This window comes from Cellulosimicrobium sp. I38E (genome assembly GCF_001647255.1).
Classification (GTDB): Bacteria; Actinomycetota; Actinomycetes; order Actinomycetales; family Cellulomonadaceae; genus Cellulosimicrobium; species Cellulosimicrobium cellulans_E.
Genome location: NZ_LUAZ01000017.1, coordinates 114,451 through 126,664 on the forward strand (window position 1 = coordinate 114,451; position 12,214 = coordinate 126,664).

12 protein-coding genes are annotated in these 12,214 nt (G+C 75.6%); 4 read left to right on the top strand and 8 right to left on the bottom strand.

Annotation, left to right across the window (positions count from 1 at the left end):
• Positions 1-64 precede the first annotated feature (64 nt).
• From A0J59_RS05745 to A0J59_RS05765, 5 genes are all read right to left on the bottom strand, one after another.
• Positions 65-439 carry an STAS domain-containing protein gene (locus A0J59_RS05745; protein ID WP_231581660.1) on the bottom strand — a complete coding sequence of 125 codons (375 nt, stop codon included), beginning with the start codon at positions 437-439 and terminating at the stop codon, positions 65-67.
• A gap of 272 nt (positions 440-711) precedes the next feature.
• Positions 712-1,242 (bottom strand): aminoacyl-tRNA deacylase, encoded by a 531-nt coding sequence (locus A0J59_RS05750; protein ID WP_047231048.1) that lies wholly within the window; start codon positions 1,240-1,242, stop codon positions 712-714.
• 62 nt (positions 1,243-1,304) lie between these two features.
• On the bottom strand, positions 1,305-1,838 hold the full coding sequence (locus A0J59_RS22270) for a DUF2087 domain-containing protein (protein WP_255365029.1): 534 nt from the start codon (positions 1,836-1,838) through the stop codon (positions 1,305-1,307).
• 51 nt (positions 1,839-1,889) lie between these two features.
• Positions 1,890-3,626, bottom strand: a complete 1,737-nt coding sequence (locus A0J59_RS05760) for an ABC-F family ATP-binding cassette domain-containing protein (RefSeq protein ID WP_064315506.1) — start codon at positions 3,624-3,626, stop codon at positions 1,890-1,892.
• Between the two features lie 223 nt (positions 3,627-3,849).
• A complete protein-coding gene (locus A0J59_RS05765; RefSeq protein WP_053370499.1) occupies positions 3,850-5,886 on the bottom strand; it encodes a M15 family metallopeptidase in 2,037 nt (678 codons plus the stop codon).
• A gap of 198 nt (positions 5,887-6,084) precedes the next feature.
• Here A0J59_RS05765 and A0J59_RS05770 point away from each other — a divergent pair, with 198 nt between their 5' ends.
• Both A0J59_RS05770 and A0J59_RS05775 read left to right on the top strand, forming a co-directional pair.
• Positions 6,085-6,603 (top strand): hypothetical protein, encoded by a 519-nt coding sequence (locus tag A0J59_RS05770; RefSeq protein ID WP_156532830.1) that lies wholly within the window; start codon positions 6,085-6,087, stop codon positions 6,601-6,603.
• Between the two features lie 163 nt (positions 6,604-6,766).
• Positions 6,767-7,339 carry a hypothetical protein gene (locus A0J59_RS05775; protein ID WP_047231045.1) on the top strand — a complete coding sequence of 191 codons (573 nt, stop codon included), beginning with the start codon at positions 6,767-6,769 and terminating at the stop codon, positions 7,337-7,339.
• 223 nt (positions 7,340-7,562) lie between these two features.
• Here A0J59_RS05775 and A0J59_RS05780 read toward each other — a convergent pair whose 3' ends face one another.
• Positions 7,563-8,345, bottom strand: coding sequence for a lipopolysaccharide assembly protein LapB (locus A0J59_RS05780; RefSeq protein ID WP_064315508.1), 783 nt, complete (start codon positions 8,343-8,345; stop codon positions 7,563-7,565).
• A gap of 198 nt (positions 8,346-8,543) precedes the next feature.
• On the opposite strand from A0J59_RS05780, the gene A0J59_RS05785 reads away from it, so the two are divergent.
• The gene (locus tag A0J59_RS05785; protein ID WP_172820021.1) at positions 8,544-9,731 is read left to right on the top strand and encodes a GAF domain-containing sensor histidine kinase; all 1,188 of its coding nucleotides are present in this window, start codon (positions 8,544-8,546) and stop codon (positions 9,729-9,731) included.
• A gap of 18 nt (positions 9,732-9,749) precedes the next feature.
• Here A0J59_RS05785 and A0J59_RS05790 read toward each other — a convergent pair whose 3' ends face one another.
• Both A0J59_RS05790 and A0J59_RS05795 read right to left on the bottom strand, forming a co-directional pair.
• Positions 9,750-10,223, bottom strand: a complete 474-nt coding sequence (locus A0J59_RS05790) for a pyridoxamine 5'-phosphate oxidase family protein (protein ID WP_197088709.1) — start codon at positions 10,221-10,223, stop codon at positions 9,750-9,752.
• Positions 10,224-10,368: 145 nt separating this feature from the next.
• On the bottom strand, positions 10,369-11,100 hold the full coding sequence (locus A0J59_RS05795) for a response regulator transcription factor (protein ID WP_082379792.1): 732 nt from the start codon (positions 11,098-11,100) through the stop codon (positions 10,369-10,371).
• A 213-nt stretch (positions 11,101-11,313) separates the two neighbouring features.
• On the opposite strand from A0J59_RS05795, the gene A0J59_RS05800 reads away from it, so the two are divergent.
• The gene (locus A0J59_RS05800) at positions 11,314-12,213 is read left to right on the top strand and encodes a universal stress protein (protein ID WP_064315580.1); all 900 of its coding nucleotides are present in this window, start codon (positions 11,314-11,316) and stop codon (positions 12,211-12,213) included.
• Position 12,214 lies beyond the last annotated feature (1 nt).

A 12,214-nucleotide genomic window follows, 5' to 3' on the forward strand; every position in this document is an offset into this window, starting at 1 on the left:
GACCGCACCGTACCGGCCGGGTCCCACAGCATCCGGGACCCGGGCGGGTGAGCGCGGGCCGGCGTCAGACCGCGCCGACGACCTCGATGGGGCCCGTCGTCGCGCCGCTGCGCTCGACGGGGATGCGTCCGCCCATGCCGATCATCTCGAGCAGCTCGACGATGCTCGTCGACGGGTCGCGGAGCACCACGTCGCGGCCGTCCTCCTCGCCGAGCATGTAGAGCTGGATGATGAACGCGATGCCCGACGAGTCGATGAAGGTCACGTCGGCGACGTCGACCACCACGCGCCCGCGCGTGTCCAGCACGTAGGACATCGCCTCGCTCGCGCGGTCGCGCAGCGCCGCGTCGATCTCTCCCCACATCGTCACGACCACGCCGCCGTCCGCCGGGGCGTAGACGATCCCGCTCGTCCGGTCGATCGCGCTGCCTGTGTCCACGGTTCCCGCTCACCGTCTCTCTCGAGTCGTCCTGCGTGCTGTCGGCCGCCCCTCCGGACAACGTCCGGTGGTGACGGCCTGTTCCCCGCGCGCCCCCGCGAGGCTCCGTACGGTCGCACGCGCCGCCGTCGGGCGACGGGTCGCGCCGGGCGACCGCGACCGGAGCAGAAAGAGTCTGCACCCGACGCGCGGCGCACACCAGCCCCCGAGGGGGTGGTCCTCGACCTTTCTCCGAACCCACACAACCGCCGCGCCAGGGGCGGTCGAGGGCGCTACAGCGGTTCCGTGACGTCCGCGACCTGCGCGCCCAGCGCGCCGACGAGCGCCTGCCCGTCCACCGTCGCGGCGACGCCGTGCGCACCGCCGCCGATCGAGACCAGGCGCGCTGCGGCGTCGGGCTCCGCGATCTCGCCCCCCGCGACGTCGACCTCGTCGCTCGTCGCCGGTCCCGCCACGACCCGGACGTCCGCCACGACCGGCCAGGCGTGCGTCGAGCCGAACGGGGTGATCGTGCCTCGCTCGTAGCCCGTGACGTCGCGCGCGACCTCCTTGTCCGGCATGGAGAGGCGCGAGACGCCGAGGAGCGAGCGCAGCTTGGGCCAGGAGATCTGGCGGTCACCCGGGACGAGCACGAACAGGTAGTCGTCCTCCGCACGCCGCACGACGATCGTCTTGAGGACGCGCGACGGGTCCACGCCCCGCGCCGCGGCGGCCTCCTCGAGCGACCCCACCCGCCCGTGCCGCGTGACGGTGTAGTCGATGCCCGACGCCTCCAGCGCCGCGAGGGCGCGCTCGCTGCTCATGCCACCGACCCTAGTCGCCGCGTCCGACGCCCACCCCCGCCGCGCACCCGCGCGCCCGGTGGTCAGACGTCGTCGAACTCCGTGACGACCGTGCGCCAGTACTCGGCGCCGTCGCGCGTGCGGTGCACGAGGCCGGCGTCGACCATCGCGCGGCGCAGCGACACCGGGTCCGCCGCGCGGGCCGCGAGCCGCTTGGTCAGCGTGAGCTCGGTGACGGGCTCCTCCAGGGGCAGCACCTGCGCCGCGAGGAACCGCACCACGAGCTCGCGGTCGCGCAGGCGCTTGGGCGAGCGCAGCAGGCGCCCGTCGACGAGGAACCGCTCGGGGCCCGTGGGCCGGGGCGTGGGCGCCGTCGCGAGGAGCGCCGCGAACCGCTCGGGCGCGGCGCGCAGGAACCCGCCGTCGTCGCGCACGACCACCCCGGCGGCGAGGAGCGGCCCGAGCCGCCGCCGCTCGTCGGTCGAGAGCACCGCCTCGGCGGGGCCCTCCGTCACGACGCGCGCGAGCACCTCCAGCCGACCCGCGTCCGCGAGCGACGCGACGACCTGCTTCCACGCGTTGTCCGGCACCACGGCACCGGTCTGCTCGACGTCCACCCACCGACCCTAAGCACCCTCCGGCGCACACGGCCAGCGAGTTGTCAGCGCTTACGCGAGGTGCACGACGTCGCCCGTCCAGCGCTGCCGGAGCCACCGGTCGTGCGACGCGACGACCACGGCGCCCGGCCACTCGTCGACCGCCTCCATGAGCTCCCCCGCGAGCGTCAGGGAGACGTGGTTCGTCGGCTCGTCGAGGAGCAGCACGTCGGGGGCCTGCGTCACGAGCATCGCGAGCACCACGCGCCGCCGCTGACCGACCGACAGCTCCGCGAGCGGGCGCCCGAGGTCACGCGGCGCGAGGAGCCCGTGGGCGTCGACCGCGGCCTCGCGCGCGCCCGCCCGGTCGGCCGGGTCCCAGCCCTGCGCGAGGGCGAGGAGCTCGCGCGGGGTGCGGTCGTCGTCGTGGAGGTGGACGTCCTGCTCCAGCAGGCCGACCCGGACGCCGCGTGCCCGACCGACCGTGCCCGCGTCGGCTGCGAGGTCGCCCGCCAGGACGTGCAGGAGCGTCGACTTCCCCGCGCCGTTGGCGCCCGTGACGAGCAGCCGCGTGCCGCGCGCGACCTCGACCGAGGGCACGCCCGACGCCGTCATGTCGAGCCGGTCGGCGCGCTCGCCGGGCGCGCCCGTACCCACCGGCCGGTGCACGACGACGCCCCGCGCCCAGGCGACGACGTCGCCCCCGCCGGGGGTGACCGCGCCGTCGCCGCTCGGCGGGGCGAAGCGCAGCGGCGGCGGGGGCTTGCGCACCTGGTCGCGATCGAGGGTGTCGAGCCGCAGCTGGGCGTTGCGCACGCGCCGCGACACCTGGCTCTGGACGCGCTCCCCCTTGAAGTCGTAGAGGATCTTCGCCTGGTTGCCGCGCTCGCGGTTCTTCGAGACGTCGCGCGCGGTGACCGCGACGGACCGGCGCAGCTCGGCGAGCTCCGCCTGCTCGGTCTCGAACCGCTGCTCCCAGCGCGCGCGCTCGACGCGCTTGGCCTCCAGGTAGTCGCTGTACGTGCCCCCGTACAGGGTGGCAGCGCCACCGGGCCGCGACGCGCCGTCCGCGGCGCCCCGCAGCGGCTCGGCCACCGGGTCGAGGTCGAGGATCTCGGTGCACACCTCGTCGAGGAAGACCCGGTCGTGGCTCGCGAGCACGACGGCGCCGGGGAGCGCGCGCAGCGCCGCCGCCAGGAACTCGGCCGCGTCGTCGTCGAGGTGGTTCGTCGGCTCGTCGAGCAGCAGCGCGCCGGGTTGACGCACCAGCAGCGCGGCGAGCCCGAGCCGCGTCCGCTGCCCGCCCGAGAGCGAGCCGACGGCGCGGCCGGCGACGCCGTCGACGTCGAGTCCCAGGCCGGCGAGCGTGCGCGCGGCGCGCGCGTCGGCGTCCCACACGTCCGCGAGCTCGGCCCGGTCGAGGGCGCGCGCGTACGCCTCCTCGACCCCCGCGACGGGCCCCGCGACGTCCGGGCCCGCGAGGGCGAGCGCCGCCTCCTCGAGCTCGCGCTCGATCGCCCGGACGCGGGCCAGCGCGTCGTCGACGACCGCACGCACGGTCGTCGTCGGCGGGTAGGGGAACTCCTGGTGCAGGAACCCGAGGTCGTCGGGCCGGGTCACGGCCCCGTCGTCGGGCGCGAGCGTGCCCGCGAGCACGCGCAGCAGGGTGGACTTGCCGACGCCGTTCTCGCCGACGAGACCCGTGCGGTGGCCGGGGTCGACGGCGAGGTCGACGCCGCGCAGCACGGGACGGCCCGCGAAGGACACGCGGACGTCGGACGCACGGAGGACAGGGGTGGAACGGGCCATGGGGCGATCACCTACCAAGGTGCCCGGGCGGCACGCGCACGCGCCAGGGACGGCGCGGGGGCCACGACGACGGGCTCGACGGGACGGAGCGGTCGGGGCAGGTGAGGATCACATCGCTGACGAGGCTACGCGGACGCTCGCCGCGGCGCACGCGAATATCGGGGGCTCGCGGCATGAGCGGGCGCGACCGCCCTCCCCGCGCTGGGCGCGACGCCGTCGCGCGTCAGGGTGCGGTCGTCCCCGTCGCGTCCGCCGTGGGCTCCTCGGTCGGCGCGGACGTCGGCGCGGCGGTCGGCTCCTCCGTCGGCTCGGGGTCGGGGGTCGGCTCGGGTTCGGTCGGCTCCGGCTCGGGCTCCGGCTCTTGCGCAGGCCCGGACGAGACGACGATCGTCACCGTGCTCCCCGGCGCGACCTGGGCGCCCGAGCCCGGGTTGACCGAGAGCACCGTGCCTGCCGCGGCGGCGTTCTCCTCCGTCGTCACGCTGACCTTGAGCCCGGCCTTCGCGAGCGCGGCCTCGGCCTGGGCCTGCGTCGTGCCGACGAGCCCGGCGGGCACGGCGACCTTCGCGGGCTGCTCGGGCTCCGGCTTCGGGGTGGTCGGCGTGGTCGGCTTGGTGGGTGTGGTCGGCTTCGTGGGCTCGGTCGGGGTGGGCTTGGGCGCCGGGGCGGGCGCGCCGGGCGTCGACGGCTTCTGGGGGGTCGACGGAGCCGTGCTCTCGGACGGCGTGTAGCGCGTCGGCATCTTGCCCGCAGCGAAGAACTCGAAGTGCCACGGCTCGGGCTTGGAGCCGTTCGGTCGCGCCCAGGCGGGGTTGTCCCAGCCGTAGTCCGGACCGTGCATGCGGAGCCACACGTACTCGCGCGAGGTCCCGGACGGGACGTTGCCGCCGACGTCGATCGCGAGGCCCCAGCCGTGCTGGGACGTCCCGGGCACCGCGGCGAGGTAGGGCTTGATCGCCTTGAGCCGCACCTGGTCGTCGTAGGGGCGGTACGCGTCGGTGATCTTGAGCGCGTACCCGAACTCCTTCTCGAACTCCGCGGCGAGCGCCTCGAGCTGCTCGGCCGCGTCGCAGCGCAGCGTCTTGCCCGGCGCGAAGTCGAGCGCGCACAGCGCCTCGGCCGGGATCCGCCCGTTCTGGTACTGCGCCGTCGAGCCGGCATACTTCTCGACCACCTCGGCGAGCCGCTCCGCGAGGGTCGTGCCCGCGAGCGCCGTGGCCCCGGCCGCCGGGACGACGCCGACCGGGGAGTAGTCCGTGCCGAGCAGGTCCGCGAGGTGGGTCGCCGAGACGACGACGTCCTCGAGCGTCACGTCGCCGTGCGCGTGGTCGTCGTCCTCCGCGTGCTCGCCGTCACCGCTGTCACCCGACGGGTCGCCCAGGTCCCCCTGGGTACCGCCGAGCTCCCCCGGGGCGACGCCGTCGGGAGCGGGCACGGCGTCCTCGGGGAGCGTGCGGTCTCCCGGGGAGCCCCCGGTGCTGCCGGGCGCCGTCGGTCCTGTCGGGGCGTCGCCCGAGGGCGACGGGCTCGGCGACCCGCTGGGGCTCGGCGACCCGCTCGGGCTCGGGGACGCGGTGGGGTCGGGGCTGCTCGTCGGGCTCGGGCTCGGCGTGGTGCGGACGGCGGAGGTGCGCACCGCGTCCGTGTCGCCCGCCGCGTCCACGGACGCGGGCTGCTGCGCGGGGCCTCCGGGGGCCGTCGTCCCGTCCTCGTCCGCACCGGGGAGGTCGAGGTCGTCGGAGCCCGCGCCCGGGTCGACCGGCTCCGGGAGGTCCGGCACCTCGGTGTCGTCGAGCGACTCGTCGAGGTCGAGCCCGCCGTCGGGGACCACCTGGACGGGCACCCGGCGCGCGGCGTCCTGCTGAGCGAGGTAGGTGGCGAGGAGCATGCCGAGCTCGGCACGCGCCTGCTCCACGGGAGCGGTGACCTCGCCGTCGGCGAGGGAGTTCGCCGTCGCGAGGACCTCGATCGCGCCGTCGAGCTGCTGGTCCTCGTCGAGGCCGGCGCCGAGCGTGCTCGACAGCGCCGAGACCTGCGTCGCCGCCGCAGCCTCGGCGAAGAAGGACGCACCGGGGCGGGGCTCGACGCTCCCGGCGAGCGCCGCGGCCAGCGTGATCGCGAGCGCCGAGGAGATGAGGACGTGGGAGACGGCGCGAGCGCGTCGCGCGAAGGCCGGGGACTGCGCGGGGGCGGGCGCGGCAGGCTCAGGCATCTGGGGCACGTCGTCCGCCGCGCCCTCGTGCTCCGCCGTGGTGCTCACCGCTCACTCCCGTGCTTCGTGCCCTGCCACGGACCTGCGGTCCCGCACGCCGGTTCTGCGCGTCGTCGCGCCCGACGTCACGGCTGCGCACGTCCACCGGTCGGTGTGCCGCACGCCACAGTGCCCTCGTCCGCCTACCGTACACCGCCTCCACGAGGCTCTCACCCCCGTCTCATGTTCGCGGGGGAGAATGCCGCCATGAGTTCACCGACGCGTCACCGCAGGTCAACGTCACGCTCGTTCGCGCTGGGCGCGGCGGTCGTCACGACCCTCGCGCTCGCCGGGTGCGCGGAGGACGGCTCGGTGAGCGTGCCGGAGTTCACCCTCACCGGGGACCAGGTCCAGCAGTTCCTCGACGACGCCCGGTCCCAGGCCGAGACCATCGGCGAGGACGTCCGCTCCCTCACCGACGACCTCGGCTCGCTGTCCGGCGAGGCCCGCACACGTGCCGAGGACGCCGTCACGGCGGCGCAGGAGGCCGCGGACGAGGCCCGCGCCGCGGCGGACGAGGCCGCCACGGCCACCGACGACACCCGCGCCGAGGCCGAGCAGCGCCTCGCGGAGGCGGAGACGGCGCTCGAGGACGCGTCCACCGAGCTCGACGCGGTCGCCGACTCCCTCTCCGGCGCGGACGCCGCCGTCCGGGACGCGATCGAGAGCCTGCGAGAGCGCGTCGACGAGCTGCGTGCCGAGCTCGAAGGCTCCACCGGCTCCTAGGCGACCCGGCCGCAGGGCCCGGCGAGCGGAATCGCCCCGGCGCACCGGTGACCTAGGTCCCCGCGGGCGGCGACCTTTGCCTGACGTCCACCCTTCCTTCACAGGGGTTTGCTTGGTCTCAGGAGCCCGACCGCACCGGCCGGGTCGATGAGAGGGGACAGTGATGAAGGGGACGATCGAGCGGAACGCCAACGCGCCGCTCCCCACGGTCGAAGGCAGCGAGCCGGAGACCCTCAGCCTCGCGGAGCGTGCTCCGCGACACACCCAGGTCGTCCTCGGCGTCCTGCGGATCGTGATCGGCTTCTACTTCCTCTGGGCGTTCCTCGACAAGACGTTCGGACTCGGGTTCGCGACCCCCGCCGAGCGGTCGTGGATCAACGGGAACAGCCCGACCACCGGCTTCCTGTCGAACCTCGAGGGCACGTTCTCGGGCTTCTTCAGCGGCCTGGCCGGCAACGCGTTCATCGACGTGCTGTTCATGGTCGGCCTGCTCGGCATCGGGCTCGCCCTCATCCTGGGCATCGGCATGCGGGTCGCCTCGGTGAGCGGCACGCTCCTGCTCCTGCTCATGTACCTGGCCGAGCTCCCGCTCGTGACCAACCCGATCATCGACGACCACATCACGATGGCCCTGACGATCATCGCGCTCACGCTCCTCGGGGCGGGCAGCGTGCTCGGCCTCGGCAAGACGTGGAAGAAGATCCCGTTTGTCCAGCGCAACGCCTGGCTGGTCTGACGGTTCCGACAGCCCGCCGTGTGCGGCGGGCCTACGGGGCGACCGATACCGCGCGACGATTCTGAGGCCGTCGCTGCAGGGAGTCGCTCCCGGGGGAAGAGGGACGTGCGGGCGGTGGGGAGACCACCCGCACGTCCCGCCCCTCCGCGCCCGGCAGGGCGACCGACGCTCGACGGAGCGGGTCGCCCGCCGGGCGCCTTTCTGTCTGCACCCGTGCCCGTGCTCAGCCGAAGCGCGCGAGCAGCTCCGCCGCCTGGGGGTCGCCCTGGGCGGCGGCCTCGCTCCAGAGCGTCATGGCCTCGGCGACCCGGCCGGCCCGCAGCCGCAGGACGCCGAGGCTCGTGCGCGCGGTCGGCTCGCCCACGAGCGCCGCCTGCTCCAGCAGGTCCTCCGCGTCGAGGGCGCGGCCGGCACGGACGTAGAGGTCCGCCAGCGCCGCCGCGACGCGCGCCTCGCCCGCCTGCGCCCAGCCCTCGAGGAGCGCCACGGCGTCGTCCCCCGCGAGCGCGCCGCTGCGCGCCAGCTCGACGGCCGCCTCCCAGCTCTCGCCCGACGTCGCGACGAGGAGGTCGTCCGCGGCGTCCCGCTCCCCCAGCTCGACGAGCACCTGCGCGAGCCGGACGGAGGCGCCCTCGACGTCCTGCGCCTGCTCGTACCACCGCCGGGCGGCGTGCAGGTCGCCGCGCTCCGTCGCGACCTGCGCGGCCATGAACGCGCCGAGGACGTCGCCCGCGAGCCCCGCGAGCTCGAAGCAGCGGAACGCCTCGGCGGCGTCGCCGGCCTCGTGGTGCGCGACGCCCAACCGGTACACGGCCCCCGGGACGCCGTGCTCGACGGCCGACTCGTAGAACGGCACCGCGGCGGCGGGACTGCCGAGGGTGCGCAGGTCGTCGGCGATGGCGACGAGCTCCGCGGGGTCGTCGGGGTGCAGGTGCCCGACGGCGGCCCGCAGGTCGGCGAGCGCGGTCGCCGTGGCAGGGCTCGCGCTCTGGTCGGTGGTCGGCATGCGGCACCGCGTCCCTTCGGCCCCCTGCGTCGACGGCCTCGGTCAGCTCGCGCCGGGCCGGCTGCGGTGAGCGACCGGCAGGACGGCGACGGACGTCCCGAGATGTGGACGCACGATAGCGCGCGGGTGTCGCCCACGTCACACCTCTACGTCGGGCCGGGTGCCGCCGGGGGCCCGGCGTCTGGGAGACTGGCTCGGGTGAGCGGAACGACGGACCAGCCGGCCACCGCCGGGCAACGCGTGCTGGACGCCGTCGTGGCGGTGACGAGCGACCTCGACCTCCCGCAGGTGCTCCGGCGCATCGTCGAGGCGGCCATGGAGCTGACCGGCGCCCGGTACGGCGCGCTGGGCGTGCTCGACGCCTCGGGCCGCGAGCGCCTCGCGCAGTTCATCCCGCTGGGGCTCTCGGACGACGAGGTCGCCGCGATCGACCACTGGCCGCACGGCGAGGGCCTGCTCGGCGAGCTGATCGACCGCCCCGAGCCCATCCGCGTCCCGGAGATCGCCGACGACGTCCGGTCCGCGGGCTTCCCCGAGGGTCACCCGCCCATGCACACGTTCCTCGGCGTCCCGGTCCGGGTGCGCGAGACGGTGTTCGGCAACCTGTACCTCACGGACAAGCGGGTGCCCGGGGCGGGCGGCGAGGACTCCACGACGGAGTTCACGGCCGAGGACGAGGCGGCCGTCATCGCGCTCGCCGCGGCCGCGGGCGTCGCGATCGAGAACGCGCGGCTCTACGGGCGCGCCAAGCAGGTGGGCGTGCTCGAGGACCGCGACCGCATCGCGCGCGACCTGCACGACGTGGTGATCCAGCGCCTGTTCGCGTCGGCGATGACGCTCATGAGCGTGCAGCCGCTCGTCGCCGACCCGAACGCGCGGACCCGCATCGAGGAGACCGTCTCCGACCTCGACGAGACGATCCGGCAGATCCGCTCGACCATCTTCGCCCTGCACACGGCGACCGACCCGGACGCGCCGTCGATCGAGGACCGGTTCCGCGCCCAGGCGGAGGCCGCGACGACGGTCCTGGGCTTCGCCCCGGAGGTGAGCGTCGAGGTCGCGGCCGAGGGCTCGGGCGCGGGCGTGTCCGACGGCGGCCCGAGCCTGCCCGCCGAGGTCGCCGACCAGCTCGTCGTCGTGCTCGGCGAGTCCCTGACGAACGTGGCCCGGCACGCGCAGGCGAGCCACGTCGTCGTGCACCTCTCCGTGACCGCGCACGAGGCGCGCCTCACGGTGACGGACGACGGCGTGGGCATCCAGCCCGGCGGTCGCCGCTCGGGGCTGCGGAACATGCAGGCGCGCGCGGCGGCGCTGGGCGGGTCGAGCACCGCGACCGCGCTGCCCGACGGCGGCACGTGCCTCGAGTGGTGGGTGCCGCTCGTCTGACCCGTCGCCCGGGCCGCCTCAGCGCAGTATCCGCCGCCCGGTGACGATGCGCGGGACGACCTTGATCACGCGGTCGCGCACGCCGGGCACGAACGTCACGAGCGGGAGGGCGAGCAGCCGTGCGCGCTCCACCGGCTCGGTGACCTCGAACGTGCGGCCGACGAGCACGACGGACCAGCCGGAGCGTGCCTCGGCGTCGAACTGGTCCACCTCGAACGCGACGACCGCCCGGCTCGCGGCGACCGCGAGCTTGGAGCCCTCGGCGGTACGGAACACGACGTCCGGACCGTCGAGGACGAAGTTCACCGGCTGGATCGCCGGCAGCGCGTGGTCGGTGTAGACGATCCTGCCCACGGGGACGGTCGCGAGGAGCGCGTAGCTCTCCTCCGGCGTGAGCTCCGAGAGCCCTGCCGAGGCGCGCGGGCGCTCGGCCGTCATGGCCCCCGCACCCGACACCGGTGCCCCTGTCCCGGTCCGCTCGACTGTGTCCATCTCCACATCGTCGCGCCGCGGTGTCAGATCGGCGAGAGCCGAAGGTCCCGACGCCGCGCGGTCGCCCGGACCCTCGCCGTCGGCCCCCGGTCCGTCCGGCGACGAGCCCTCGGGCCCCCCGGGACGCACGGCCCCGGTGCCGCCCTCAGGGACGGAAGGGCTGGCCACCGTGCTGCCGGTCCCCCGCCGGCGCGCCCGCGCCCGGGGTGCCGCCCTGGCGCGTCGCCTCCTCCTGACGCATCTCGGTCGCGAGCACCGCGACCTGGGTGCGCCGCTGGAGCCCGAGCGTCGCGAGGACGTGCGAGACGTAGTTCTTGACCGTCTTCTCCGCGAGGTAGAGGCGCTTGCCGATCTCGCGGTTCGTCAGCCCCTCGCCGATGAGAGCGACGATCTGGCGCTCCTGCTGGGACAGGCCCTCGAGCCGGTCCGGGATCTCGTCCGCGGCGTGGCGCAGGCGCTCGAGCACGCGCGCGGTGCTCGCCGGGTCGAGCAGCGAGCCGCCCGCGGCGACGGTGCGGACCGCGCCCACGAGGTCGGACCCGTGGATCTGCTTGAGCACGTACCCCGACGCGCCGGCGAGCACGGCCTGGAACAGCGCCTCGTCGTCGGCGAAGGACGTGAGCATGAGGCAGCCGACCTCGGGCAGCTCGGAGCGCACCTCGCGGCACACCTCGACGCCGGAGCCGTCGGGCAGGCGCACGTCGAGGATCGCGACGTCCGGTCGCGTCGCCTTGATGCGCGCGAGCGCGGAGGCGGCGGTGCCGGCCTCGCCGACGACGGTGATGTCACCGGCCGCCTCGAGCAGCGCGGCGACGCCGCGGCGGACCACCTCGTGGTCGTCGAGCAGGAACACACGGATCGGGTGGGGAGAGCCCATGCCCTCAACGTAGCCCGTCGAGGGCGGATTCTCGCGCGCGCGTGGGTGTGCCGCCGCAGGTGCGGGACCTTCGTCCCGCGACCTGGAGCCGTGGGTCCCCGCGCGCAGTGGCGGTCGCAGGGTGCGCACGCCCGGTCCCGGGGAGTATCCAGGAGGTGTGCAGGCGGCGGGAGGACACCCGCCGCGAAGGGGACGAGGACCGAGGTGGGAACCGTGAGCGGATCGACGCAGCAGGTCGTGCTGGTCGGTGTGGACGGCAGCGCGACGAGCGGCAAGGCCCTGGACTGGGCCGTGCGCGAGGCGGCGCGGCGCGGCGCCCAGCTCCGCGTGCTGCACGTCGCCTACGTGCCGGTGGTCGCGACGCCGTTCGTCGGGGGCGCGTACTACCCGAGCGTCGAGGAGCTCGGGGAGATCGCCGGGCCCATCCTGTCGGCCGCCGCGGAGCGCGCCGCCCACGTCGACCCCACGCTGCCCGTGCGCACCACCCTGCGCTCCGGCCCGCCCGCGGAGGCGCTGCTCGACGAGGCCAAGGACGCCGACCTCGTCGTCGTCGGCTCGCGCGGCCTGGGCTCCGTCGGCTCCATGTTCTTCGGGTCCGTCGGGACGCGGCTCGCCGCGCGCTCACCCGTGCCGGTCGTCGTCGTGCCGCCCGTCGTGGACCGCGCCGAGCGCACGACCGACGTCGTGGTCGGCGTCGACGGGTCCGTGCACGGCGACGCGGCGCTGCGGTTCGCGCTCGACGAGGCGGCCCGCGCCCGGTCGCGCGTCGTCGCGGTGTGCGCGTGGCGGCTGCCGGTGGGGCCCCTGTGGGAGGAGAACCCGTCGTTCTACACCGCGGCCGAGCGCGACGCGCGGGCCGAGGCGTCGCGCACCGTCGAGGCGGCGCTCGCGCGGGTGCGGACCTCCGAGCACGACGGCGTCCTCGTCGAGACGTTCGTCGTGGACCGCGAGCCGTCCGTCGCGATCCGGGAGGCCGCGGCGGGAGCCGCGCTGACCGTCGTCGGCTCGCGCGGCCGGGGCGACCTGCGCGGCATGGTCCTGGGTTCCGTGAGCCAGCAGGTGCTGCACCACGCGACGCACCCGGTCGCCGTCGTGCACGCCGAGAGGGCGTAGG

Coding starts and splice junctions, on each gene's coding strand:
- A0J59_RS05780 (WP_064315508.1), bottom strand. CDS start 8,345: ATGCCGACCACCGACCAGAGCGCGAGCCCTGCCACGGCGACCGCGCTC.
- A0J59_RS05760 (WP_064315506.1), bottom strand. CDS start 3,626: ATGGCCCGTTCCACCCCTGTCCTCCGTGCGTCCGACGTCCGCGTGTCC.
- A0J59_RS05770 (WP_156532830.1), top strand. CDS start 6,085: ATGAGTTCACCGACGCGTCACCGCAGGTCAACGTCACGCTCGTTCGCG.
- A0J59_RS05795 (WP_082379792.1), bottom strand. CDS start 11,100: ATGGGCTCTCCCCACCCGATCCGTGTGTTCCTGCTCGACGACCACGAG.
- A0J59_RS05750 (WP_047231048.1), bottom strand. CDS start 1,242: ATGAGCAGCGAGCGCGCCCTCGCGGCGCTGGAGGCGTCGGGCATCGAC.
- A0J59_RS05790 (WP_197088709.1), bottom strand. CDS start 10,223: ATGGACACAGTCGAGCGGACCGGGACAGGGGCACCGGTGTCGGGTGCG.
- A0J59_RS05775 (WP_047231045.1), top strand. CDS start 6,767: ATGAAGGGGACGATCGAGCGGAACGCCAACGCGCCGCTCCCCACGGTC.